15 protein-coding genes are annotated in these 25,314 nt (G+C 32.9%); 8 read left to right on the forward strand and 7 right to left on the reverse strand.

The window, feature by feature from the left end; genetic code table 11:
• The first annotated feature begins 3 nt into the window (after window positions 1-3).
• The 5 genes from ACEN2I_RS15980 (at window position 4) to ACEN2I_RS16000 (ending at window position 10,070) form a co-directional block, all read left to right on the forward strand.
• Window positions 4-4,101 (forward strand): two-component regulator propeller domain-containing protein, encoded by a 4,098-nt coding sequence (locus tag ACEN2I_RS15980; RefSeq protein ID WP_441767102.1) that lies wholly within the window; start codon window positions 4-6, stop codon window positions 4,099-4,101.
• Between the two features lie 209 nt (window positions 4,102-4,310).
• Complete coding sequence (locus ACEN2I_RS15985; protein WP_441767103.1) at window positions 4,311-4,613, forward strand: hypothetical protein; 303 nt, start codon at window positions 4,311-4,313, stop codon at window positions 4,611-4,613.
• A gap of 11 nt (window positions 4,614-4,624) precedes the next feature.
• On the forward strand, window positions 4,625-5,806 hold the full coding sequence (locus ACEN2I_RS15990; protein WP_441767104.1) for a glycoside hydrolase family 88 protein: 1,182 nt from the start codon (window positions 4,625-4,627) through the stop codon (window positions 5,804-5,806).
• 3 nt (window positions 5,807-5,809) lie between these two features.
• Window positions 5,810-8,251 carry a glycoside hydrolase family 2 protein gene (locus ACEN2I_RS15995; protein WP_441767105.1) on the forward strand — a complete coding sequence of 814 codons (2,442 nt, stop codon included), beginning with the start codon at window positions 5,810-5,812 and terminating at the stop codon, window positions 8,249-8,251.
• Between the two features lie 10 nt (window positions 8,252-8,261).
• Complete coding sequence (locus tag ACEN2I_RS16000) at window positions 8,262-10,070, forward strand: glycoside hydrolase family 2 protein (protein WP_441767106.1); 1,809 nt, start codon at window positions 8,262-8,264, stop codon at window positions 10,068-10,070.
• A 687-nt stretch (window positions 10,071-10,757) separates the two neighbouring features.
• Here the strand turns inward: ACEN2I_RS16000 and ACEN2I_RS16005 are convergent.
• Window positions 10,758-11,819: a substrate-binding domain-containing protein gene (locus ACEN2I_RS16005; RefSeq protein ID WP_441767117.1), complete on the reverse strand. Its 1,062-nt coding sequence runs from the start codon at window positions 11,817-11,819 to the stop codon at window positions 10,758-10,760.
• A 112-nt stretch (window positions 11,820-11,931) separates the two neighbouring features.
• On the opposite strand from ACEN2I_RS16005, the gene ACEN2I_RS16010 reads away from it, so the two are divergent.
• From ACEN2I_RS16010 to ACEN2I_RS16020, 3 genes are all read left to right on the forward strand, one after another.
• Window positions 11,932-12,744: an SDR family oxidoreductase gene (locus ACEN2I_RS16010; RefSeq protein ID WP_441767107.1), complete on the forward strand. Its 813-nt coding sequence runs from the start codon at window positions 11,932-11,934 to the stop codon at window positions 12,742-12,744.
• 172 nt (window positions 12,745-12,916) lie between these two features.
• Window positions 12,917-14,074 (forward strand): mannonate dehydratase, encoded by a 1,158-nt coding sequence (gene uxuA / locus ACEN2I_RS16015; protein ID WP_441767108.1) that lies wholly within the window; start codon window positions 12,917-12,919, stop codon window positions 14,072-14,074.
• A gap of 336 nt (window positions 14,075-14,410) precedes the next feature.
• Window positions 14,411-14,572, forward strand: a complete 162-nt coding sequence (locus tag ACEN2I_RS16020) for a hypothetical protein (protein ID WP_441767109.1) — start codon at window positions 14,411-14,413, stop codon at window positions 14,570-14,572.
• Window positions 14,573-14,869: 297 nt separating this feature from the next.
• Here ACEN2I_RS16020 and ACEN2I_RS16025 read toward each other — a convergent pair whose 3' ends face one another.
• From ACEN2I_RS16025 to ACEN2I_RS16050, 6 genes are all read right to left on the reverse strand, one after another.
• Window positions 14,870-15,391 carry a DUF3347 domain-containing protein gene (locus tag ACEN2I_RS16025; protein ID WP_441767110.1) on the reverse strand — a complete coding sequence of 174 codons (522 nt, stop codon included), beginning with the start codon at window positions 15,389-15,391 and terminating at the stop codon, window positions 14,870-14,872.
• Window positions 15,388-17,826 carry a zinc-dependent metalloprotease gene (locus tag ACEN2I_RS16030; protein ID WP_441767111.1) on the reverse strand — a complete coding sequence of 813 codons (2,439 nt, stop codon included), beginning with the start codon at window positions 17,824-17,826 and terminating at the stop codon, window positions 15,388-15,390. Before ACEN2I_RS16030 ends, ACEN2I_RS16025 begins: the two co-directional genes overlap by 4 nt.
• Window positions 17,827-17,831: 5 nt before the next feature.
• Window positions 17,832-19,256, reverse strand: a complete 1,425-nt coding sequence (locus ACEN2I_RS16035) for a RagB/SusD family nutrient uptake outer membrane protein (protein WP_441767112.1) — start codon at window positions 19,254-19,256, stop codon at window positions 17,832-17,834.
• A gap of 4 nt (window positions 19,257-19,260) precedes the next feature.
• Window positions 19,261-22,908, reverse strand: a complete 3,648-nt coding sequence (locus ACEN2I_RS16040) for a SusC/RagA family TonB-linked outer membrane protein (RefSeq protein ID WP_441767113.1) — start codon at window positions 22,906-22,908, stop codon at window positions 19,261-19,263.
• A gap of 132 nt (window positions 22,909-23,040) precedes the next feature.
• Window positions 23,041-24,189, reverse strand: a complete 1,149-nt coding sequence (locus ACEN2I_RS16045) for a FecR family protein (protein WP_441767114.1) — start codon at window positions 24,187-24,189, stop codon at window positions 23,041-23,043.
• Window positions 24,190-24,324: 135 nt separating this feature from the next.
• On the reverse strand, window positions 24,325-24,885 hold the full coding sequence (locus ACEN2I_RS16050) for an RNA polymerase sigma-70 factor (protein ID WP_441767115.1): 561 nt from the start codon (window positions 24,883-24,885) through the stop codon (window positions 24,325-24,327).
• Window positions 24,886-25,314 lie beyond the last annotated feature (429 nt).

Here is a 25,314-nt window from a genome sequence, read left to right on the forward strand (position 1 = left end):
TTTATGAAAAAAACATTTTTTATATGCTTTTTCTTATGTATTTGTCAAATTTATGCGCAAACAAATAAATATCGCTTTAAAAATATTTCTACTAGCGATGGCTTATCTCAAAGTGCTGTAATAGCAATTCACCAAGATCAATTAGGACAAATGTGGTTTGGTACACGTGATGGCCTAAATAAATACGATGGTAGTCGATTTACAGTTTACAAAAATCAACCTAAAGATAGTCTATCGATATCTAATAATGATATTCTTTGTATTATGGAAGATCAGCAAGGTGAGATTTGGGTTGGAACCTATAATGGGTTGAATAGATTCAATCACAAGAAGGGTACTTTCAGAAGGTATTTCCACTCGAATAGTACCTACTCTTTGAGTAATAATGCCATATACTGCATGAAAGAAATCGACAACGAAATTTGGATAGGAACTTCTAATGGACTAACTATTTTCAATAAAAAAACAGGGAGATTTAAAAATATACACCATAATCCAAATGATTCCAAATCATTACCAAGTAACTTTATTTCAAGTATAATTATCTCTCCAAGTAAACAATTATGGATAGGTACCTCCAAAGGATTATGCTCAGTACAAAGAACAAAAAATGCAACGTATCAATTTAGATCCTACTCTCAGGATAATATTAAAGATGCTTTTATCCAAACCATTATTGCTGATAAAAAAAACAATCTTTGGATTGGAACCAAAAATAAAGGATTGTTTGCATTTGATCCTAATAAAAACAAATTTACCTCTTTCCTTCAAAACATAAAATATCAGGATATTGGTGTAGATGTTAGAGCTCTTTTAATAGATGCTCACCAAAATTTGTGGATAGGAACTTACGACGGTATTTCTATTATTGATCAAAATGGAATCACCACTAAAATAAACAACACTCAAAATCCAAATATCGACAAAATAAAATCATTTTATACCGATAAAAAAGGTTCTATTTGGGTAGGAACCTACTATAAAGGAGTTAATATTTGGGATATATCCAATAGTAATTTTACCAACTATAATCAGCGTAATACTGCAGTTAAACTTAGTTTTGATGTAGTAAGCTCTATGGCTACTGATGGACAAGAAAATATCTATTTTGGTACTGAAGGTGGTGGTATAACAATCTATGAAAGAAAGACAGATCAAGTTTCCTATATTGGCAAAAATAATCCCTTGCAAAGAGACAATAGTGATGTTAAATCCCTACACTTGAGCGAAAATGGGCTTCTATGGATTGGTACTTTTCATAGTGGTGCTACAGTATATAATACCAAAACAAAAAAAATTCATGGTACGGTTTTAAGTACTTCGCTAAAAAAAATCATAAATGAAACTGGCGTTTATGCTATCAAAGAAGATAAGGGAATTCTTTGGTTAGGAACTTTCGGCAAAGGACTAATTCGCTACGAACTCAAAACAGGTACCTTTCAAATTATCCCCGGAGACATTCCTGGTGAAAATTCTTTAACCAACAATCGAATTCGAACTTTATTAATTGATGGAAAAAAACAGATTTGGGTCGGAACACAAGATGGGCTCAATGTTCTAAACACGGATTATGACAACGTAAAAAATCAAAAAATTGTACATTATTTTTTTGATAATAATTTACTCTCTGGCGATGATATATTAAGTCTTTCACTAGATAAAAACCAAAAAGTATGGGTAGGTACTAAAGCTAAAGGGTTGTACTTTTTTAACGGAGGCAAATTTAAAAAAGCGCCCATTAATGCTAAAAACGGCCCCATAACATCAGTTCATTCCATTTTACAAGGAACAGATGGGTATTTATGGCTAGGAACTAATCAAGGAATAATAAAATACAATACCACTAATCAAAAAACAGTTGTGTACGATCAAAAAGATGGTCTGGTTAGTAATGAATTTAATGACAATGCCTGCCTTCAAATTAATGCCAACGAATTCTATTTTGGTGGTCCCTCTGGTGTTACCTATTTCAATAGTGAAAAAATAGCATTTAATAACTATGCACCACAGGTCATTTTAACCAATCTGAGCATACGTGACCAAGGGGTAACCCCTAGAGCTAAAAATGGAATTTTGAAAGAAAATATAACCTATACCAAGCAAATTTCACTGCCCTATAACAAAGCTAACTTTTCAATTTCATATGCCATACCCAATTATATTCGCTCGAAAAACAACCAGTACCGCTATCGTTTAATAGGACTCGATGACAATTGGATTACTACAAATGCCTCAGAGGTTTTATTTGCAATACAAAATTCAGGAGACTATACCTTAGAAATAATTGGTGCCAATAACGATGGCCTTTGGAATACTAAACCAACTACCCTGCAAATTGAAATTACTCCAGCACCATGGAGAAGTAAAGGGGCTTTATTTCTCTATTTTTTAATAATAACAGGATCAATATACAGCCTAATCTGGATTATCAAATCGAAAGATCAACTTAAACAAAAATTAGAACTGGAATATTTAGAAGCCCAACGTGTCAAGGAAAATAATTTAGCAAAATTGGAATTTTTTACCAATATATCTCATGAATTCAGAACCCCTTTAACCTTGATTCTAGGCCCATTACAACAAATATTGCAGAACTATAGCGGAAGTAATGAAATGTATAAAAAATTACTCGTAATTGAAAGTAGCAGCAACCACCTGCTGAATCTTATCAATAGACTAATGGATTTTAGAAAACTGGAAAACAAACAGTTTAAGCTAGAATCTGCCAAAGGAAATATTGTCAAATTTACCCGAGAAATATACCTCTCCTTTATTGAATACGCGAAGGACGGAGGCTATGATTATACCTTTGAGAGCAGTGATGCGGAGATAAATATTTATTTTGATCGCTATAAACTAGAACGTGTCTTTTTTAATCTAATTTCTAATGCCTTTCGATATACTCCACAGGGAGGAAACATTAAAATTAGAATTATAAAAGAAGAAAAAGAAGTGCGTTTTACGATTGAAGATACCGGAGTAGGAATTGCTCCAGAACATATTTCTAAAATTTTTGACCTTTTTTTTGAAATACCACTACATAATCAAGTTCAAAAAAACTCCAACAAGGGAACAGGTATTGGACTATCGATTGTAAAGAATATTGTGGAACTTCACAAGGGAAACATTTCGGTACTAAATAAAGAATCACAAGGAGTGATTTTTACCTTACTATTGCCTAAAGGTAAAAAACACTTGAACGAAGATGAAATAATAAAAGGCTTTAAAATTAGTGACAATATTAGTCAATATACTTCACAGTTACAATTGTCTTCTGATTCAAAGGAACAAGATGATGATCTGGCCGATTTAATTATTGATAATGAAAAACCAACTATTTTAATAGTAGAAGATCATAACGTTTTACGCTCTTTTATTAAAAACTTACTCAAGGAAGACTATAATATAATTACCGCCGATAATGGCAAAAAAGCATTAAAAAAAGCACTTAAGTTTTTACCTAATTTAATAATTAGTGACGTAATAATGCCCGAAATGGTAGGTACTGAATTATGTGCTAAAATAAAAGAAACTCCTCAAACCAGTCATATTCCCGTAATATTACTCACCTCAAGGTCTTCGTTAATCTATAAATTTGAAGGATTAAAAAGTGGAGCTGATGACTATATCAGTAAGCCTTTTAATTTAATAGAATTTCAACTTCGTATCAAAAACCTAATAGATTCTACCCAACGCTTAAAAAATAAATTCAAAAAAGAAGATTTCTTAAGTCCTCCTGATATACAACTTGATTCCGCTGAAGACGCCTTATTGAAAAAAGCTTTTAAAATAGTTGAAGAGAATATTGCTAATTCGCAATTTGATATTCCCCAATTTTGTAGTGAACTTGGACTGAGTAGAACAATGTTGTTCTTAAAAATTAAAACTTGGACTAACTGTACTCCAAATGAATTTATTCATGAAATTCGTTTAAAAGCAGCTGCAAATTTATTAGAACAAAACAAAATTAATGTTTCTCAAATCAGTTACAAAGTTGGGTTTAACAATCCAAAATACTTTAGCAGGTGCTTTCAAAAAAAATATGGAATAACCCCAAGTGAATTTGCAGATAAATTTCATAATGAAACTTTTGTAAAATAACAAAACCCATACTGTTTAAGGCTTTACAGCAAATTTTAGGACGTTTGTATACCTCATTTTGAACTAATATATCCGTTAAGGACTATACATTTGTCAGATGAAGTTCAATAAAACCAAAATACTACTCTTACAAATCCTCCTTGTACTAGTTGTTATTACCAAGGTGTTATTGATGCTGTTATTCTTTATTTAACCTTAAACAAAAATGAATGTTTACAACCCAAAAAACTAAAGCATCTCCTTGGTTGCTATTTGGATTTTTATTCTTGATAATAACTCGTACAAATGCGCAAGAGGGCAATATTTCAGGAAAAATCATCTCGAGTAAAGATGGACTGGTATTACCTGATGCGAATCTTTCAGTCAAAAACAAAATAATAGCCGCTTCAACGGACTTAGATCGTTCATTGGAAATAATAATATCCGGTAAAACAACTCTTGTCTTTAATCATATCGGTGGTGATAGTAAAGAAGTGTTGCTAGGAAATAGTAATAACAAATCTGTATATTAAACCTAATAAAAATGAAAAAAGTTAGTTATTTGAGCAGTATTTTAATTTTTATTTTTCTTCTAACAGCATGCAAAAGTAAAAATACAGCTCTTACACTCCCAAGTGATAAATCGTTTGTCCCTTTATTTGAGAAGCGTTATGGATTACTCCTGAACTATTCAATAGATTCTATGGCAATGCCAAGGAGTCTCAATGGTGAGGATAAAATTAGAAAAGTTACTTCACCAGATTGGACAAGTGGTTTTTTTGCTGGAAATTTATGGCAGATATATCGTCTTACAGCAAATCCACAATACAAACAAAAAGCACAACAATGGACTTCTTTTAATAAAAAAGAAAGTGTTAATAGTCATTCACATGACGTAGGCTTTAAAGTATATTGTAGTTTTGGTGAAGCCTTAAAAGTAGAAAACAAACAAGAGTATAAAGAGATAATTATTAAAGGAGCCGAAACTTTATGTGGTCGATTTAATGAAAAGGTAGGATCTATTCGATCATGGGATTTCAATAAAGACATATGGGAATTTCCCGTTATAATTGATAATATGATGAATCTTGAGTTGCTTTTTGAGGCCAGTAAATTATCGGGAAACCAAAAATATGAGAACATTGCCATTAAACACGCCAATACGACCTTAAAAAATCAATTTAGAAAAGACAATAGCTGTTATCATGTTTTGGTTTATGATACCATTAATGGAGCTGTAAAAAAGAAAACCACCTTACAGGGTTTCAATGATGATTCTGCCTGGGCTCGTGGACAGGCCTGGGCTGTTTACGGTTTTACTATGTCTTACAGATATACTAAAAATAATGCTTATATAGATCAAGCTGAGGCGACTGCTAATTTTTTTATGTCTAATAAAAATTTGCCCAAAGACGGTATCCCTTATTGGGACTTTAATGACCCAAGTATTCCAAAATCACCACGTGATGCTTCTGCAGCAGCTGTTATGGCTTCTGCATTATATGAATTATATGGATATACACAAAATAAAAACTACCTGCAATTTGCAGATAAAATAATTACATCATTAAGCACAGAGCATTATGTTTTAGACTCCGGTATAAAAGCTCCTTTTATCCTAGACCACAGTACAGGAAACTGGCCTAAACATGATGAAATAGATGAGCCCATCATCTATGCCGATTACTACTTTTTAGAAGCACTATTACGTAAAAAAGCTTTATAAAATATGAAAAAACAAAATAATCTACATACAACACGTTCAATATTATTACTCTTACTATTCATTTTTCTTAATAGTGTTAAAATTTGGGCTCAAATTCAAACTGAAATACGAACTAAAACCAATATTAATGGTCAATGGTTATACACAGAAGATAATACTACCAGTGCAGAGCAAGTAAATAAAAGCAGCCATTGGAGTGAAATAAATTTACCCCACTCTTGGAATAGTGAAGATGTTACCGACCTGGAGCCTGGATATCGACGAGGTGCTAGCTGGTACAAAAAAAATATTCAAATTGAAGACCTTAAGAGTACCTCAAACTATTATTTGTATTTTGAAGGAGCAAATATTACCACTACAGTTTACATCAATAATAAAAAAGCAGGGACTCATACTGGCGGATATATAGGTTTTAAAATAGATGCTACGCCTTTTTTAAAAACAGGAGCTAATGAAGTTCTTATTCGAGTAGATAATAGCTATAATATAGAAATTATTCCCTCTCAAAAAAGTGATTTTTATATCTATGGCGGGCTTACAAGAGATGTATGGTTATTAGAGATGAATAAAACTCATATTTCCAATTTAAAAGTAAATACACCAAAGGTAACTGCAAAAAATGCTTCAGTTACATTAGACTTTACAATAAATAACTGGGATAAGATAGCAAATGCTCGTATCAAAACAGTAATCAAAAATCCAAAGGGAAAAATAGTAGCCACTAAATCAGTCCCTTTACTTGGAGGTACTGCAAGTATTGCTTTTGAAAATATTAAGAATCCAGATTTATGGGATACTGATCATCCTAATTTATATACTCTTGAGAGCTCTATTACGACCAATAAAACCACTATCGATATATTTGATGACAAAGTAGGTTTACGCTGGTTTGAATTTAAAGATCATGGGCCATTTTATCTGAACGGAAAAAGGCTATTAATAAGAGGTACACACCGCCATGAAGAGCATGCCGGAGTTGGAGCGGCCATGAGTAATAAACAACACAGAGCCGATATGGAGAGTATAAAAAAAATGGGAGCTAATTTTGTACGTCTTGCGCATTATCCGCAAGATCCAGAAATATATAAAGCCTGTGACGAGCTTGGTTTACTGGTTTGGGATGAATTACCATGGTGTCGGGGCGGGATAGGCAATGAAACTTGGCAAACAAATACCAAAAATATGCTTCGTGAAATGATTACCCAAAACTATAATCATCCAAGTATTATTATTTGGTCGCTTGGAAACGAAATGAATTGGCTTCCTGATTTTCCAGATGGGGGAAATACCAAAAGAACCAATGATTTCTTGAAAGAATTAAATACTATTGCCCATCAATTAGATCCCAATCGCAAAACAGCCATTAGAAAATACTATGAAGGATCGGAGATTGTTGATGTATTCTCACCTTCAATTTGGTCAGGTTGGTATTCTGGTAGTTACAAAAACTATCAAAAAGCCATAGATGTATATAAAAAACAATATAAACATTTTATACATGCTGAGTATGGAGGTGATAGTCATATGGGACGTCATACCGAGAATCCAGTTACTGGTGAAGGTGTTATCACAGCCGATGGATGGGAAGAGGCTATTGTACAAACTAAAGCAGCTAATATTGCTCAAATTGGAGATTGGAGTGAAAATTATATTGTAGATTTGTTTGATTGGCATTTACACATTGCTGAGAATGACCCCGATTTTATTGGTAATATTCAATGGGCTTTTAAAGATTTCGCAACCCCATTACGCCCTGAAGACGATATTCCCTACATGAATCAGAAAGGAATTATGGATCGAAACGGTAATCCAAAAGATGCATATTATGTATTTAAAAGTTATTGGAGCAAAGAACCTTTTGCCTATATTGAATCTCATACCTGGACTGAGAGACAAGGTGAGAAAGGAAACCCCAGAAATGTAAGTGTATATAGTAACTGTGATACAGTCACTTTGTATCATAATGGAAAATCATTGGGAACTAAAAAAAGAGACTCAAAACTATTTCCTGCACAAGGATTAAATTGGGACATTTCTTTTGAAGAAGGTGAAAACTTAGTAAAAGTTGAAGGTAAGACAAAAGACTCTAAAAGTGTAAAAGATAGTATTTTGATACATTATAGATTCACAAAAAATGAAGCTGCAACATCATTTAAGTTATCTTCAAAAAGACTTCCAAACGGCAATTATTTAGTCACAGCTACAGCAGTAGATGATGCAAACATACGTTGTCTGGATTACGAGGAACGCGTTTATTTTCAATGCTTAAGTGGAGGAAAAACGCTTAAAAATCAAGGGACTCCAACTGGAACAGAAGCTATCAAAATGGCTAACGGACAAGCTTCCATTGAGGTAGCTGCTGATCAATCAAATATGCCAATTGAAATGACAGTATTAAATCAAAATTTTAAAGGTGAGTACTTAAAAATTAATCCCATAAACTAAATTATATTTTATGAAAAAAATGATAACTTATTTATTGATAGGCTATTCCTTCTTAAGTCAGGCACAAGAGCTAATTACCAACGTTGAAAATAGAAATACAACATCGTTAAATGGACAATGGAATTACATAATTGATCCTTATGAGACTGGATTCTACAGTTTTCATCACGATGTATATGACCAACAAAAAAAACCTTCAAATTCCGCATTTTTCAATAATTATCATGCTATTAATAAACAAGAACTTGTCGAATATGACTTTGATACATCTCCGTCAATGACTATTCCGGGTGATTGGAATTCGCAGGTTGCTGAATTAAAATATTATGAAGGTAATATCTGGTTTAAAAAATCATTTGATTATGATTTAAAAGTTTCTAAACGTCTTTTTATTTATTTTGGTGCCATCAATTACAAATCTGATATTTATTTAAATGGCAAAAAACTTGGTACTCACGAAGGTGGTTTTACTCCCTTTAACTTTGAAATTACAGATATTGTTAAGGCAAAGGACAATTTTTTAGTAATTAAAGTTGATAATACACGACATAAAGAAGATGTTCCTACAACTAATACTGATTGGTGGAATTATGGCGGAATTACCAGAGATGTCACATTAGTTGAGGAATCAAGCTCTTTTATAGAAGATTATACATTGCAGCTTAAAAAGAACTCTAAAGATATTATTTCTGGTTTCATTAAAGTTGATTCTAAATCTGCTTTACAACAGCAGGTAAATGTTTGTATTGCTGAACTAAAAATAAATTATAAAGCTCTAACCAATGCCCAGGGAATAGTTAATTTTGAAATTCCAGCAAAAAAAATTACCTACTGGTCACCAGAAAACCCAAAATTGTATCCGGTAAGCATTACTGTAAATGGTGAGGAAATTAAAGACAATATTGGATTTAGAACAATTGAAACACAAGATGATAAAATCCTGCTTAATGGTAAACCAATCTTTTTAAGAGGGATTTCAATACATGAAGAAAATGCCAAAGGTGGACGTGCCAATTCCCAAGAAGATGCCCTTAGATTATTAAACTGGGCAAAAGAAATGGGATGTAATTATGTCAGACTAGCCCATTACCCACATAATGAAAATATGGTTCGGACAGCGGATAAAGTGGGGTTAATGGTCTGGGAAGAAATACCGGTATATTGGACTGTAGAATTTGCAAATAATGCAACCTACAAAAATGCAGAAAACCAACTAAATACTGCTATTACAAGAGACAAAAATAGAGCTTCTATAATCATTTGGTCAATGGCAAATGAAACTCCAATTTCTAATGAGAGAAATAATTTTCTTAAAAAATTAGTATCCTACACAAAATCTTTAGATAATTCACGCCTAATTAGCGCTGCGCTATTAACCCACACTGTAAATGGGATAGGTATGATTGATGATGAAATTGGTAATTACTTAGATATTATTTCATTTAACCAATACTTGGGTTGGTATGGTGGAAACTTAGCTGATGCTGAGAAAAAAAAGTGGCAAACACCTTATAACAAACCCGTAATTGTTTCAGAGTTTGGCGGAGGTGCCAAACAAGGGCTTCATGGTGATAAAAATGATCGCTGGACCGAAGAATTTCAAGAATATCTTTACATTCAAAATTTAAAAATGATTGAAAAAATACCACATATCTCAGGATTAAGCCCTTGGATTTTAGTTGACTTTAGATCACCTAAAAGACTCTTGCCAACTATTCAGGACGGTTATAACAGAAAAGGGCTGATTTCTGAAGATGGTAAAAAGAAAAAAGCTTATTTTATCATGCAGAATTGGTATAAAACTAAAGAGAAACAGTAAGTTTCAAATTATATTTTTCTGCCCTAATGAATAATTTTAATGCCAATGGAACTAAAATTTCCGTTGGTATTTTTTTTAGTCTATATAGTACTTTATTTAAAATCAACAACGATCTACAATTAAATTAAGAATACTCTCCTCAGCAAATGTAAGGCTTCTTGTTTTCAAATACTATTGTATTATTTATCGATTACCTATTTTCCATTATTGCAAAGCCAAAGCATTACATTAATAATTAGTTTGTTCTGCAAAACAGAGCTAAAGGTAGACGATAACGCCTTATTGGTGCCTTTGTTATAATCCATATCATTATGTCCCATATTCATGTAGATCAATTTAAACTTAGTGTTGGTCCATACCAAAGGATAATCGTAAGAAAGTTTTCAATGGTAGTGTTTTTTTGTTTTTACTATTTTCAAAAATGTATGAAATAATATAATTTGATTCATTAACGCCAGTGAACATAACTTTTGGTCGATTCAAAACTTTTAAAATCTTAACCATTTTGTATGCGAAACTTTATAAATGATAAACATATCTATGATTTTTGTTTCGTCATCTTTTACGTAATGAGATAAAAATATAAGCTTAAACTGCACACTTATACGAATGGCAATAAGCTTTTAATAATAAAATTTTTGATTAACAAAATAACTTCATCTTAATGACTAGGTTGTGTTTATTTACTCACATGTAATTTTCCTTTACGATTATATCCAATGGTATAAAATGAGTCGGATCTAATTTTTCTTGTAAAATGATTTTTTTATACAGACAATTTATCCCCATATACCCCTGTTCTTCTGGTTTTTGATTAATTAAAAAATCAATTATTCCGGAATTTAAATAGGTTATGTTTTCTTTTAAAAGATCATAACCAATTATCCGTATTCCCTTTATATTTTGCTGTTCAAGAAATTGAGCCACTATGTAAGCTCTGGAGTTGGGTACAAATATACTACTGATGTCTTTAAACATTTCCAAAGTAAGCTGATTTACATCAGGATCTTTGATGGTAACTTCAGAAAAGCTAAAATTAGTTAGTTCAGAATGTTCTTCAAAAAAAGTATAAAATCCTTTGATGCGCTGCAAGTAAACTGAAGTACTGTCTATTTCTTTGGCTATTTTAACAACAAGTACATTTCGTTTGTTTTTTACAGCAAAACTAATTAATCGACCTGCTAAATAACCACTTTTAAAGGCGTCCTGACCAATATAGTAATGATCAATTTTATCTTTAATATCAGAATCAATCATCACTACCGGTGCATTTTTCTTTTTATATTCTTCAAGAAACACAATAGATTCGTCATGAAAAATAGGAGAAAAAAGCAATCCTTCACAATCAAAATCAAGAACCTTTGAAACCATTTTTTGGAATGAAACACTATCAAAATCATAGAGAAAATAATGCAATTCAATACCAAATTTTCCAAAATCTTCAGCAGCCTTCTTTACTCCGTTTAGCTGACTTTCCCAATATTCGAGTTTATCAGACTTAGGCAAAAAAACAGCTAGCCTGCATTTCTTATTCGAAGCCAGATTACTTGCAAAAATGTTTCGTTTAAATCCATGTTTTTTGATTATGGCATTTACCTTATCTATATTCTCCTGTGAAACCTGACCACGCTTGTGAATAATCCTGTCTACTGTGCCTGGAGAAACATTGGCCAATTCTGCTATTTTTTTAATTGTTATGATATTCTTCAGTTTTGAGTTAAATAATTCAAGGAAAATGGTAAAATTAATTTTTTTATTTCAAATATAGCTTTTATATATAAGTTTTTCGCATACATTTGCAATAAACGTGTGCGTACACGGAATACCAAATTATAAGAATTAGCAGTTAAAAATAATTACAATGGATTCAATATTTAATTTAAAAGGAAAAGTGGCTCTTATTACAGGAGGTTCAGGCATTTTGGGCAGTAATATGGCAGAAGTATTATCTAAACAAGGTGTTATTACCTTTATTCTGGGACGAACACTTGAAAAAGTACAAGTAACTGTTGACAAGATAAAAAGTCAGGGAGGAAAAGCCTTTCCTGTAATAGGAAATGTTTTAAATCAGGAAGAAATGGAAGCCATCCGTAATATCATTATTGAAAAAAATGGCCGTTTGGATATTCTCATTAATGCTGCCGGAGGTAATATGCCGGGTGCTACAATTGGACCAGACCAAGCTATTTATGACTTAAAGAAAGATCATTTACAAAAAGTCCTTGACCTTAACATTATTGGAACCATTTTGCCTACTCAGGTTTTCTCTGAACTTTTTGCAAAACAAAAAAGCGGCGTAATAATTAATATCTCTTCAGCATCTGCAGAGCGACCTTTGACAAGAGTTGTTGGATATTCTTCTTCGAAAGCTGCAATCGATAACTTTACAAAATGGATGTCTGTAGAATTGGCTTCTAAATATGGAGAAGGAATCCGTGTGAACGCTATAGCACCTGGATTTTTTATTGGTGAACAAAACAGGGCTTTATTGCTGACTCCTGAAGGTGAACTAACTCCAAGAGGAATCAAAATTATTGACCATACGCCAATGGGGCGTTTTGGTGTTCCTGAAGATTTGAATGGTGTACTACTTTTTTTATGCAGTGATATGTCAAAATTCGTAACCGGAACCATTATCAAAGTTGATGGGGGATTTGGTGCTTCAAGTATTTAAAATAGTCGAAACTTTAAAAGTTACAAAGGTATAATAAATGCTATAATTCAAAGTAAATAAAGTCATTGTTGATTTTTGAAAAACGATTTTACGAAATTCTTTAATTCTGAAATCAAAAATCGTTAATCTTCAATCTAAAATCTTTTAAATTAAAAACAAAAAATACAAAATTATGGAACAAACATGGAGATGGTATGGACCAAATGACCCTGTAAAATTATCAGATGCAAGACAAGCCGGCGCAACCGGAATCGTGACAGCTTTACACCACATCAAAAACGGACAGGTGTGGGAAGTAGATGAAATCATGAAACGAAAAAATGAAGTCGAGGCCGCTGGATTGGCTTTTTCAGTAGTAGAAAGTATTCCCGTGCATGAGGACATCAAAAAACAATCTGGTGATTATTTAAAATACATAGAAAACTATAAGCAAAGTATTAAAAATTTGGCTTCTTGCGGTATTTATGTTGTTTGCTATAATTTCATGCCTGTTTTAGATTGGTCGAGAACTGATTTGTCTTACGAAATGCCGGATGGTTCTAAAGCTTTGCGATTCGATATTAATGAATTCGCTGCTTTTGAATTATTCATTCTAAAACGTCCGGGAGCTGAAGACACTTATACCGAAGCACAAAAAGCAAAAGCGAAAGCATCTTTTGAAAAACTGACTGATGCTGACAAATTAAAATTGCAGCAAAATATCATCGCTGGTTTACCGGGTGCAGAAGAGTCTTATTCTGTAGAAGATTTCCTGAAAGTTCTTAAGGGATACGATGGTATTGATGCCAATAAATTAAAAGAAAACTTATATTATTTTCTAAGACAAATTGTTCCTGTTGCAGAAAGTGTAGGCGTAAAAATGGCGATTCACCCTGACGATCCTCCTTATCCCATTTTAGGATTGCCAAGAGTTGTAAGTACGGAAGCTGACTTAGTACAGTTGTTACATGCGATTGATTCTCCTTCAAACGGATTTTGTATGTGTACGGGTTCTTATGGAGTGATTGCCGAAAATGATTTATCAGGAATGATTGATCGTAATGGTGAGAAAATTTATTTTATACATTTGAGAAGTACGCAACGCGATGAAGAAGGAAATTTCTACGAAGCCAATCATTTGGAAGGAGATGTGGACATGTACGAAGTCATAAAATCTATTGTAAAAATAGAAAATAAAACCAAAAGAGTCATTCCGATGCGTCCTGATCACGGACACCAAATGCTGGATGATTTGAGGAAAAAAACAAACCCCGGATATTCCGGAATTGGCCGTTTAAGAGGTTTAGCCGAATTACGCGGTCTGGAATTGGGAATTAAAAGAAGTCTATAATAATTTCCAACTTTCATTTTATGAAGATAATAAAGTAGAATTTTCAATAAGTACCATATAAAAAAAAATGGAAAACGTGATTTCCTTACTAATTCAAAATTTTAGTGACTAAGTCAAACTATCATGACCTTTTCTATGAAATGAGGTGCCTAATTTCAGACCACATTCATAATTCTCTCTAAAAAGCTTTTTTATACTAATTTGTCTTTTGAAAAGATATGCAGACTGCTATTAATTAAAGAACTATAAGTTATTTTTCTGTAATATTTCTGTGTATTCTTTAGAATAAATTGGTAAATATTTAAGTCAAAAGAACTAATAAAAAACTACAATATTATGGAAAAGCAAAACAGCCATGAATACCGCCAAACAGATCCGGATATTATTGATCAAAATGCACTTATTGACAGTTCTCATATCCAAAGTAAAAAAATCTCTCAACAGGATTTTAATAAAGAAGTACAACAGAATTTGGAGAAAGTGATCCTGATCATATAGATCAAAATACACTTGCAGACAATGATATATATGCCAGAGATGAAGATCCAATTTAGAATGTTTGCATTTTCCGCCACAAGAATTATGAATTTACTTTTGGATTGACTGCTGGTAGTACAATCCTTTTTTTCTGCTTTAGTATGCATATAAATCTTAGAAGAACATTTTTCCGATTTATTTTCACAAGCAAAAGTATGACTTGGCATCAGAAAGAAGCCAAGTAATAAAATTGTAAAAGACAAATACGGCTCCTTCTCAGAATACCGTATTTATCCAACTAAATCAAAATTATAATTTTTATAAACTTGCTTTTACTTCACCGCAAGTCAACATATTTTTTGGATAGTAGGGATTTTTGATTTCCTTGCTATCACTCAACCATTTTGCGCTCGTCATTGGACAAACCTGCAGGTATAATTTAGTATTTTCAGCCTTAAATTTAGGTGCCAGGTCCCAAAACTTAACAGATAAAGATTCAAAAATTTTACGCTGCTTATTGATATTTTTAGTTGCAGATATCTCAGCTGCAAGTTCAATAAGTTCCTTTCTCTTTTTTGTACCTTCGTTCATTTGTTCCAGATTTAACTTTTTAAACCTGAAGTTCTTTAACGACTGTTGCAATGCTAAGGCATTTTTAGCAACTGCAAGACTGTCTGAAGTTATGAAATTACTTTTTAGAGCAAGGTAATTATTGGTAATTTCCTTTTTTTGGGCTTCGCGTTTTTCTACTAATTCAGCAGCAACTTCTTGCTTTGATGTTAATTGGGCTTGCGCCAAACTGCTTAAGCAAATGAATGCTATAATTACTAATTTTTTCATATATCAGTTTTATTTAGTTTTGAAATAATTTTATCAATTTCTATCAAAATACTTTCAAAATGTTCTTTGTTTAATCCTGTTGATGCACTCATCAATTTTGTAACATCAGTTCTTAATTGAATCAGATGCTGTTTGGTATACAATCTTACATCACTGCGCTGTGCTGTATTTAGGGCTCTGCTGCCTTCTGCTTCTTTAGGAAGTAATAGTAAGTATAGCTTATCTATATAACTTCGCTGTAAACTTCGTCTATAATAATCTAATTTTTCGTTGCCGCTAAAATTCACCCAAACTGTTTGCTTTACATCATTTAAAAACTCAGGAACAGTATAAGCTCCTTCAAACTGCATCGCTTTAAGGCTTATATTATAGAGCATCCCCGAACTTAGCAACATATTTAAGACTTGATTTTGCTGATCTGATATTTGGTTTGCTGTTTTTAAAGAAATCAACTCATCAATTTCTTTTGGATACATCCAAAGTGGAGCAACAAACAATTGTCTGCCAACATAATCGACAGCCGCTTTTACTTTTGCTTTAGGAACTGGCTGGTATACAACACCTTTTTCATCAACAGTTCTTTTGGTTACGTAATTATTGCCAATGTATTTCAGTACATGATACAAATACAAACCATATTGTCTTACCACTGCTTTATGCATATCTGATAAATTATCATAGCCATCATTAGGCTCGTATGTCCATTGAATCAGGTTTGGAACTACGCGCTTTAAATTTTTAATTCCATAATCACTGGCAAGTACCGCATCATTACCAAGATCTTCAGTTTGGCTACGTGGATCCTCATCTTTTCCTTCGCCTCCAAACCATAATTTAGTGTTAATCGTAAGACTGTCAGTTGTTAGCCTGCTGAGTATTTTTTCTTCTTCAAACTCATCCTTTGCGTTTGAAAAATATCCATAACCCCACTTAACAGCCCATTTATCATACACTCCTATACGGGGGTAAATTCCCTGCGGGCTAATATTGTCTTCTGGCTGTGCCACATAGTTAAAGCGGGCATAATCCATTATTGAAACGGTATGTCCATTGGCTTCTACCCATTTTTTATCTCTTAGGTTTTCTACCGGAGTTGCACTGCTCGCTCCCATGTTGTGACGTAAACCAATAGTATGTCCTATTTCATGAGAAGAAACAAAACGAATTAATTGCCCCATTATTTCATCATCTAAGTGCATTTTTCTGGCTTTTGGATCTAAAGGTCCTACCTGAATCATATACCACTTTTGCACCAATTTCATCACATTATGATACCATCCTACATGACTTTCTATAATTTCTCCGCTTCTTGGATCGCTCACGCGTGGTCCGTAAGCATTAGGTGTTTCAGAAGCATAATATCTTACTACAGAATACCGGGCATCTTCCAGGCTCATCGTCTTGTCATCTTCCGGCCATTCCTTACCAACAATTGCGTTTTTAAAACCGGCAGCTTCAAAGGCTTTTTGCCAATCGTTAATTCCAGCAATTAAGTAAGGTCTCCATTTTTTTGGCGTTGCCGGATCAATGTAGTAAACAATTTGTTTTTTGGGTTCAACCAATTCGCCTCTTTCGTATTTTTTAATGTCTTTGTCTTTAGGTTCGAGACGATAACGCTGAACAATATATTTTGTCTGGGCACGCTGAAGTTCATCATCAAATAAAACATATTTATTAGCGAAATACCCTACTCTTTCATCAGCAAAACGTTTACGCATTGGCTTTTTGGGAAGCAGTACAATTGAGGTATTGAATCTTAGTGTTATAGTGCCACTACTCGCTGTACTATTGGTATAGGTTTTGGTTGTTTTTACCTCAATGTTTATAGGATATGCATCCATGGTTTCAATAAAAGATTTATCATCTGCCAGAGCCGACAATTTTTTCTCTGTCTTTTCTTTACTCTCCAAAGAAAACATCGCATTATCTTTTTTGAAAACATCAGTAACTTCAATAACAACATTTCCGTTATCAGGATTGGTTGTTTTTATTGGAAAAGCAGCCACTATTGGATTCTCATTACTCCCTAATAATGCCTTTGCCAGCATCGAATCTGAATTTCTAACGTCTTGTCTGTATTGTAATGATCGTAGATAAACGTTATTGTTAGATCCTTTTTCGAAGTAAATAGTCTGCTCGTTTGCTTTTTCACCGCCAAAACGCCCAAAACCTTCTGGTGTAGAAAGGTACCTCGTTACTACAAGCATATATCTGTTAAACAAGCTGTCAGGAATTTGAAAGTAATATTTAGTATCAACCTGGCTCACAACAAATAATCCAGACTTGCTTTTCGCTTTATCTGTTATTATCTTACTGTAAGGCTGAATACCTTTTGGCTGCGTGCCTGTACTATCTGCTTTTTTTTCAGGAGTTTGAGCAAAACCATGCTGATGTGAAGCCATAAGCATGGTTAATAAAATAAATAATTTCTTCATTGGAATTAAAATGGGACCTTTTCGTCTGTGTTCAAGGTAAGTTTAGGATTTTTTATCATGACAGATAAAGGAAACGGAATAATATATAATCTTGAGTTAGGTAATAAAGTATACGTTTTTTGAGGAACGGTCTTATTTACGATTGGAAATACTCTTGTAATAGTCTTTGCATATTCAGTTTCAGTATTTAACCTCTTAAGATCAAAAAAGCGATTAAAACCTAAAAGTAATTCTTTTCTGCGTTCATTGATAACAAGTTCCATGGTTTCTTTTCGGGTAGCCGGAACAGTTAAATTTACTGTTCCTGATAAAATACGTTTTGCTCTTACTGTATTTAAAATATTAACGGCTTCTGTAAGCTTGTCTTCTCTGGCATAACATTCTGCCAGCATCAAATATACCTCTGTAGTTTTCATTCCAACAGTAGAATAAAAAAATTTCGTATATACAGTTGCCCAATACGCTGTATTTGACCCCTGATCCAGATTTGTTGTACTGGTTATATTAAAAAACAAATTAAAACGTGCATCATTTGTACCAAATAAAGTTCTCAGCTCGGGGCTTATAATATTTTGATATGCAAAATTCATCTCATTATAACCTGTCATATACTGGTAGCTTAGTACTTCTATATTATTTGCTGCTGGTACAGAAAGTACATTTGGACCTCCTTGTGCATTATACGCAACCATATCAAATATTTGGTTGTTATAACCTAATGATTTTTCTGCTGCTGCCTGAGCGTCGGCAATTTCACGTTTAAACAAATGCACTTTAGCTTTAAATGCATAAGCAAATGCCAATGACGGATGGTAAACGTCAAGTGGTTTTTCCTGAAGATAGGGTAATGCGTCTTCTATATCTTTTTGAATAAAATTGTAAACCTGCGCAACAGTAGCTTTTGAAGGCTGTGCTTCTAAATCAAATTTATCCATGATACAAATCCCTCCATCAGTAGCTGCAGTTTGTGGATCATAACCTTTTGCATAGTGGTTCACTAATAAAAAGTGATCGTATGCCCTGTTAATTTTAGCTTCTGCTTTTGCTAATTGTTTGGTACTCGCTTCTCCTTTACTGTTATCAACTAATGTAATAATGGTATTCCATCTGTTGATATATGTATAAGCCTGATTATAAAAACTTGAACTGTTTATTAAAGAAACCCTATCCGTAGTTTCATCAAAAGTAAAATTAATAATATTGATGTTTGGTGTTTGCCCTATTACATTTGACTCTTTCATCCATTGATCATCAACCAGATACTGAAAGTTATTGATAGGATAACCTCTGTTTGGCAAAGACACCATTTCGTAAAATTGATCTGCAGTTTCGACTACCAAAGCTCCTTTAGGAGTAAGATCTGTATATTCTTCGCATGATGATACTGAAAATATCATGAACGACAGCAGTGTTATATATATCTGTTTCATTTTATTAAAGAGTAAGGTTAAAGCCAATTAAATATGTTTTTGGAGACGGTAAATTACGCGTAGCTGCGTTTGCACTATAAACTTCCGGATCAATACGATTTCCAGCTGCACTCCAATACCAAATATTATTCATTTGAAAAGTAAATTTTGCCGATGCAATATTCATTTTGGTACCAAAGGTTTTTGGCAGATTATAAGCCAGCGAAATGTTTCTAAGTTTGATATAATCTCCATCTACCACATTTGCGCTTGAGTTTTTCCATTGACTGTTGATTGTTCCTGCGTAATTTCTGATACTTTCGTCAAAATCTACATATAAACGTGTATTACCATTTTGATTGTTAACATTATAACGGTCTGCAATACCTGAAAGATTTACGACATCAGAATCCATAGCTAAAACTTCTTTACGCATTACATTACCCCCAGAGAAAACAAATAAGAAGTTCAAATCAAATTGTTTGTATGAAAATCTCTGTGACAAAGAACCAGTATAAGTTGGAATCAAAGTTCCCATATTTACCAATGCATCAGGATTAGTAACCGTTTTTACGGAGGTAGAAATCGGATTTCCGTTAGCATCAAAAGTAATTGACGGATTTCCGTTTTCATCTAAAACATAAGGGTACCCATTAGTCGTTCCCCCATATCGATAAGCATACAAGCTATTGTATAATTCATTTTCTTGGAAAAAATCTCCAGGTGAAGAAACAAATACCGTGGCTGTCGACTGCGCTCTGGTAACTTTCTTTACAGTCGTTTTGTTATGTGCAAATATTACATTAGAAGCAACACGAAAATTGCCGTTATTATACCATTCAGAACCAACACTAAATTCGACTCCTTTGTTTAATAAAGCTCCGGCATTAATTCTTCTGGTCAAGGCTCCAACTGTTGGATCTAAGTCTGTAGTAGCCAATAAGTCGGTGCTGTATTTACGATATAAATCAATACTACCATTTAATTTCGCTCGAAACAAGCTATAATCTACACCAACGTTAGTGCTTTGCGTTTTCTCCCATCTTAACATCGGATTTGGCTGTGCTGTAATATTAGTATATTGTAAAGATTGATATAAGTTATCGTTTCTTCTTGTAGCTGTAATGTATGGCGTTGTACTTTGATCGATGTTTCCGTTGATACCATAAGTTGTTCTCAGTTTCAGCATGCTGACCCACTTTACTGGTTTCATAAATTCTTCATTGCTGACATTCCATCCTAAACCTGCAGACCATAACGGACGGTTTTTATACTTAGGATCTACACCAAACAAATCGGCTCTGTCTACACGGTAACTTCCGGTTACGTTATATTTTGATAAATAGGTATAACTCGCAGTACTAAAAAATGAAAGATAACGGTGTAATATTTCTTTCTGCGTTCTTGCTAAAGCCGCAAGAGTTCTATTGTTTCCAAATATATAACTTGAAACTCCTGTCTGACTCAGGGCTAAATTATTTAATACGGCCGAACTAAGTGTTACCGGGTCATATCCATAACGCAACTGTTCAATTGTTCTTGGAACAAACGTTTCACGCATTTCAAAACCAGCCAAAGCATTAATAGAATGCTTGCCTTCTCCAAATTCTTCCGTATAATCCAATTGATTTCTAAAAGAATAGTTCGTCGCCTGACTACTAGATTGCTTGTAGCGTCCTCCTGTTGAAAAACCTTCTACCGGTGTATATACATTTGTAGTTGGATTATATCCTGTTAAAGCATTAATAGCATAACGCATTTTATAAGAGTTAATGTCATAATATTGCTCATTATCGTTTCTTCTTATCTCGTATTGAAACTGTGTATTATAACTTAATCCTCTCCAAATTTTAGCTTTTATATTAGCAAACGCTCTTAAACTTAATGAATTTTGTTTTTCGATACCTTCCTGCAGCGAATTCAAAACATTAAAACTCATTGGCTTAAAACCGCTCAAAGTGGCTAGCTTTTCGGCTACAGCCGGATTGATAACACCGCTGGAAGTAAAACCATCTCTAATACCTGCAAACGGCGCTATTACAAGATCTCCGTTATCACTAGTAATACGCTCGTATCGTTTTTGGATTGTAAGATAATCATTGTAATCACCATCGGTTACATCATCATTAGTGTAAGTTCCATTTACTCCAAATGTTGCATTTAACCAGTTATTGATTTGAAAACTGCTTTTTGCATACAGATTAAATGCTCTGCTTTCGTTGTATTTTATGCGGTTTTTAGACTCGTCGTAATTTAACGAAACATAAGTATTCTGCTTACTTGTACTTCCAGAAAATGCGATATTATAACGCTGTCTGAATTCATTCTGCCATACATTATCATGATAATCTTTTATATAGTCGTTTTTTCTCCACTGCGCCATAGTGCTGTCATAATCGGCAGCTGTGATTTTTCCTTCTTCCAAATTTCTGTTAAGCTGGTAAAGCGGACTGTAATATTTCATACTACTGGTTCCAATGTCTCCATAATTGGCAAACATGGTAGAAGTGTTGGCAAATCTTGCTCTTTCTCTATCATAAACAGCCTGTTCAAGATCGATTATATCGCTTGTAGAAGCATAATTCATATCTCTTAAATTTGGCTTTTCAGCCATAAAGAAATCTGTATTTATACTTACTTTTAATTTTCCATTTCCTTTTTTGGTCGTTAGAACAATAATACCATTTGCTGCTCTTGAACCGTAAATAGAAGCTGCTGCTGCATCTTTAAGAACATCTACGCTTTCTATATCATAAGGGTTAATATCATTTAGAGTCAGTTCTGTAGGTAAACCATCAATTACTAAAAGAGGACTGTAACCTACTTCCAGAGAAGAAAAAGTACCTATACCTCTTAAAATTGGTTTATCTGCCGCCGCTCCACTCGGGTTTTTCTGAAACATCAAACCTGCAACGCGGCCTTCAAGTGCACTTGATAAATCAGCATTAATATTTTCGTTTAATGTTTTTTCGTCAACTTTGGCAATTGCACCCGTAAAATTACTTCTGGCAATAGTTTGAAAACCCGTTATCACCACTTCTTTCATTGCGGCAACCTTATCTTCAACAACAACAGTCAATTCTGTACGTCCGTCAACAGCAATAGATTTTTTTTCGATCGTTAATCCAGTAAATTCAACTATACCATTAGAAGGTACTTTATCAAAAGTAAAGCTTCCGTCAAAATCGGTTACACTAACTCTATTGGTGCCTGCAAGAGTAATCGATACGCCTGGAAAAGGTTCGTTTTTATTATTTACAACTTTTCCCCGGATATCGATTAATGCGTTTCCCAAACTTTGCGGTTTTTCTTTTCCCTCTGTCACCACAATAGTCTGATTAGTAATCGAGTACTGTAATTTTTGAGAATTAAAAATCTGATTTAGTGTTTCTTTTAAACTAGAATTCTTAACTGTAGCCGTAACAGGTTTTGAATCTTTCAGCAATTTCTGAGTGTAAAAGACTTCGTAATTGGATTGTTTTGCTACTTCTTTCAGAACCGTTTCAAGTGGTGCTTCTTTAAAATTAATGGTAATTTTTTGTGCCTGTCCTGTATTACTGAAAAACAGCATAAAGAGTACACTTAACATAAATAAATAAGTAGAAAAATTAAGACTAAGCTTCTTTTTTCCGGGTTTCTTAAAGGTCTTTTCTGGTTGTAAATTAAATTTCATACATTTACATTTAGTTATAGTTAAACAATAGTGGACAACTTATATTGGCTATAAACTTTTTAACAACCAGAGGCATCGCAACTGCTTCTGGTTTTTAGTTTATTGTTCCAATATAATCGGGTAAATCCAAAATCAGGGATACACAATAATTGTTTTTCCTTCGACCTTAAATTTTATATCGCTAAGCTCAAGTACTTTTAATACTTCAGACAAATTTTTATTCATAAACGTACCTCCGTTAAACCTAACATCCGATACATCGCCACGGTATTCTACTTTAATTCCGTACCAGCGCTCCAATTGTTTCATTACCGTTTTAAGTTCGGCATTATCAAATTTAAAACGACCGTTTTTCCAAGCGATAGCGGCTTCAACATCTACTTTTCGAATTGCAATCTTATCAAAATTATCAGATACATTAGATTGCTGTCCCGGTTTTAAAATTGCTTTTTGATTTTTATGCGTAACTGCTACACTGCCTTCTAATAAAGTTGTTTTTACAACTGACTCATTATTATAAGCATGAACGTTAAAATGAGTTCCAAGTACTTCAATAGACTGATTACCTGATTTTACAATAAATGGTTTGCTTTTATCTTTAGCTACTTCGAAATAAGCTTCCCCTTCTAACTCCACTATTCTTTTCTCTCCATTAAACTGGGTTGGATATTTTATCGACGAAACCGTATTTAGATATACTTTTGTTCCGTCTGCCAAGACAATATTGTATTGTCCTCCTGTTGGTGTTGAAAGGGTATTAAATAAATTTGCATCAGCTTCTGATGCATCGGCATCCGGATTTATAACATAGGTAATAACTCCTTTAGCATCCATCTTAATTGTAACTTGTTCTTTTTCTCCTTCCTTTGCAATAGTATCTTTTGCCGAAATATCAGCCAGAACAATTTGCTTTCCGTTTGAAAGTGTCAGGATTCCTCTATTTCCTCCTGGTGCAATTTCCTTTGGTTTTTCGACAACCTCTATAACTTTTTCTCTTGGTTTTGTAAAATAAAATATTCCTGAACCCAATAATAAAGCGATTGATGCTGCAACAGCATACTTATAAAACTGATTTTTATTTTTTTCGGGAGTGATTTTTTTATTAATAGCATTCCATGCTTTATCAAGGTTTATATTATCGATATCACTTTGATAGCTATTCTGAACTTTAGCAAAATAATTTCTGTTTTCAGCAGATTCGTTGTACCATATATCAAAAATTGATTCTTCTTCCGGCGAAAGAGTATTGTTTATTTTTTTTATGATCAGTTTAAATTCCATTTTTCAGAATCTCGTTAAATTAACAATTACATAATGTAATTTAAACCTAAGACAATGGAAACTAAAGAATGGGTGACAAAAGTTTAATAAAAAATAAAGAAAAAATTAAATTACAAACAAACCGAGGTAACTTTCTTACGAATGAATAGATAATAATGCTATTAAAATAACAAGCGATTCACTTATTTTTACTTTAGCTCTTTTGAGTTGGGTTTTTACGGTGTTGACTGAAATTCCCATTTGATGGGCAATTTCATAGTATTTATAGTTTTCAATAAATTTAAGTTTGAAAATCTGCTGCATACCTTTGGGAAAAGTTTCAATAATCTTTAAAATATGATTATACAGAATTGTTTTTTCTTCTTCGGAAATTAAATCTAAATCTTCTTCTAAAACAAGCATTGAGTTTAACTCAATCACATTTAAATCATCTGTAATTTTAAGCGATTTAAGGTAATTTAAAGATTTATTACGAACCATTGCATATAAATATGCTTTGAGTGAAACATTTATTTCTATATTTTTTGCATTTTCCCATAACAAAATAAACACTTCCTGTACCACATCTTCACTGGCCTGCTGATCAAATAAAAAATTGTTAGCATACAGAACCAGTGCTTTATAAAAATGGTTGAATACATTTTTATAAGCAGATTTATTTTGGTTTTGAAGTTCTTTTAAGACAATTATATCCAATTCAAAGTATTATAAAAAAGCAAATATGCTACAAAAAACAAATCTATGTATTTTTAATTTTTCAGCAAATATGTATTTGATTTCTTTGAATAATCACAAAAAAGACACTTGTATTTCTCCTAAATTTTGAATATGAAAAAAATACAACATTTAAATTATATAAAAAAAACAATATTAGTACTTATCCTACCAAGCAAATTATGTGGTTTAATACTATTTATCTGAATGATATTTGCCTTTATATTCTTTACATGTAAGATTTAATAAAACTATCATAAACAATCTTGTTGAACTTAAAAGATTGTCTCGTCCTAAAAAAACGATACTGATTATTAGATAAAAATAATTAATTAAACAGTTGCAAGAACGTTCTTGCAACTGTTTTTGTTTTTATAGGTTCTTATCTGCATTTGATTTTGACAATGCATT

Source organism: Flavobacterium sp. W22_SRS_FK3, from assembly GCF_052113665.1.
Lineage (GTDB): Bacteria > Bacteroidota > Bacteroidia > Flavobacteriales > Flavobacteriaceae > Flavobacterium.

What these genes read in the sequence shown, in the direction of transcription:
- ACEN2I_RS16010 (WP_441767107.1), top strand. Translation starts at nt 11,932, where the DNA reads ATGGATTCAATATTTAATTTAAAAGGAAAAGTGGCTCTTATTACAGGA.
- ACEN2I_RS16040 (WP_441767113.1), bottom strand. Translation starts at nt 22,908, where the DNA reads ATGAAATTTAATTTACAACCAGAAAAGACCTTTAAGAAACCCGGAAAA.
- ACEN2I_RS16035 (WP_441767112.1), bottom strand. Translation starts at nt 19,256, where the DNA reads ATGAAACAGATATATATAACACTGCTGTCGTTCATGATATTTTCAGTA.
- ACEN2I_RS15995 (WP_441767105.1), top strand. Translation starts at nt 5,810, where the DNA reads ATGAAAAAACAAAATAATCTACATACAACACGTTCAATATTATTACTC.
- ACEN2I_RS16025 (WP_441767110.1), bottom strand. Translation starts at nt 15,391, where the DNA reads ATGAAAAAATTAGTAATTATAGCATTCATTTGCTTAAGCAGTTTGGCG.
- ACEN2I_RS15980 (WP_441767102.1), top strand. Translation starts at nt 4, where the DNA reads ATGAAAAAAACATTTTTTATATGCTTTTTCTTATGTATTTGTCAAATT.
- ACEN2I_RS16000 (WP_441767106.1), top strand. Translation starts at nt 8,262, where the DNA reads ATGAAAAAAATGATAACTTATTTATTGATAGGCTATTCCTTCTTAAGT.
- ACEN2I_RS16045 (WP_441767114.1), bottom strand. Translation starts at nt 24,189, where the DNA reads ATGGAATTTAAACTGATCATAAAAAAAATAAACAATACTCTTTCGCCG.
- ACEN2I_RS16020 (WP_441767109.1), top strand. Translation starts at nt 14,411, where the DNA reads ATGGAAAAGCAAAACAGCCATGAATACCGCCAAACAGATCCGGATATT.
- uxuA (WP_441767108.1), top strand. Translation starts at nt 12,917, where the DNA reads ATGGAACAAACATGGAGATGGTATGGACCAAATGACCCTGTAAAATTA.
- ACEN2I_RS16030 (WP_441767111.1), bottom strand. Translation starts at nt 17,826, where the DNA reads ATGAAGAAATTATTTATTTTATTAACCATGCTTATGGCTTCACATCAG.
- ACEN2I_RS15985 (WP_441767103.1), top strand. Translation starts at nt 4,311, where the DNA reads ATGTTTACAACCCAAAAAACTAAAGCATCTCCTTGGTTGCTATTTGGA.
- ACEN2I_RS15990 (WP_441767104.1), top strand. Translation starts at nt 4,625, where the DNA reads ATGAAAAAAGTTAGTTATTTGAGCAGTATTTTAATTTTTATTTTTCTT.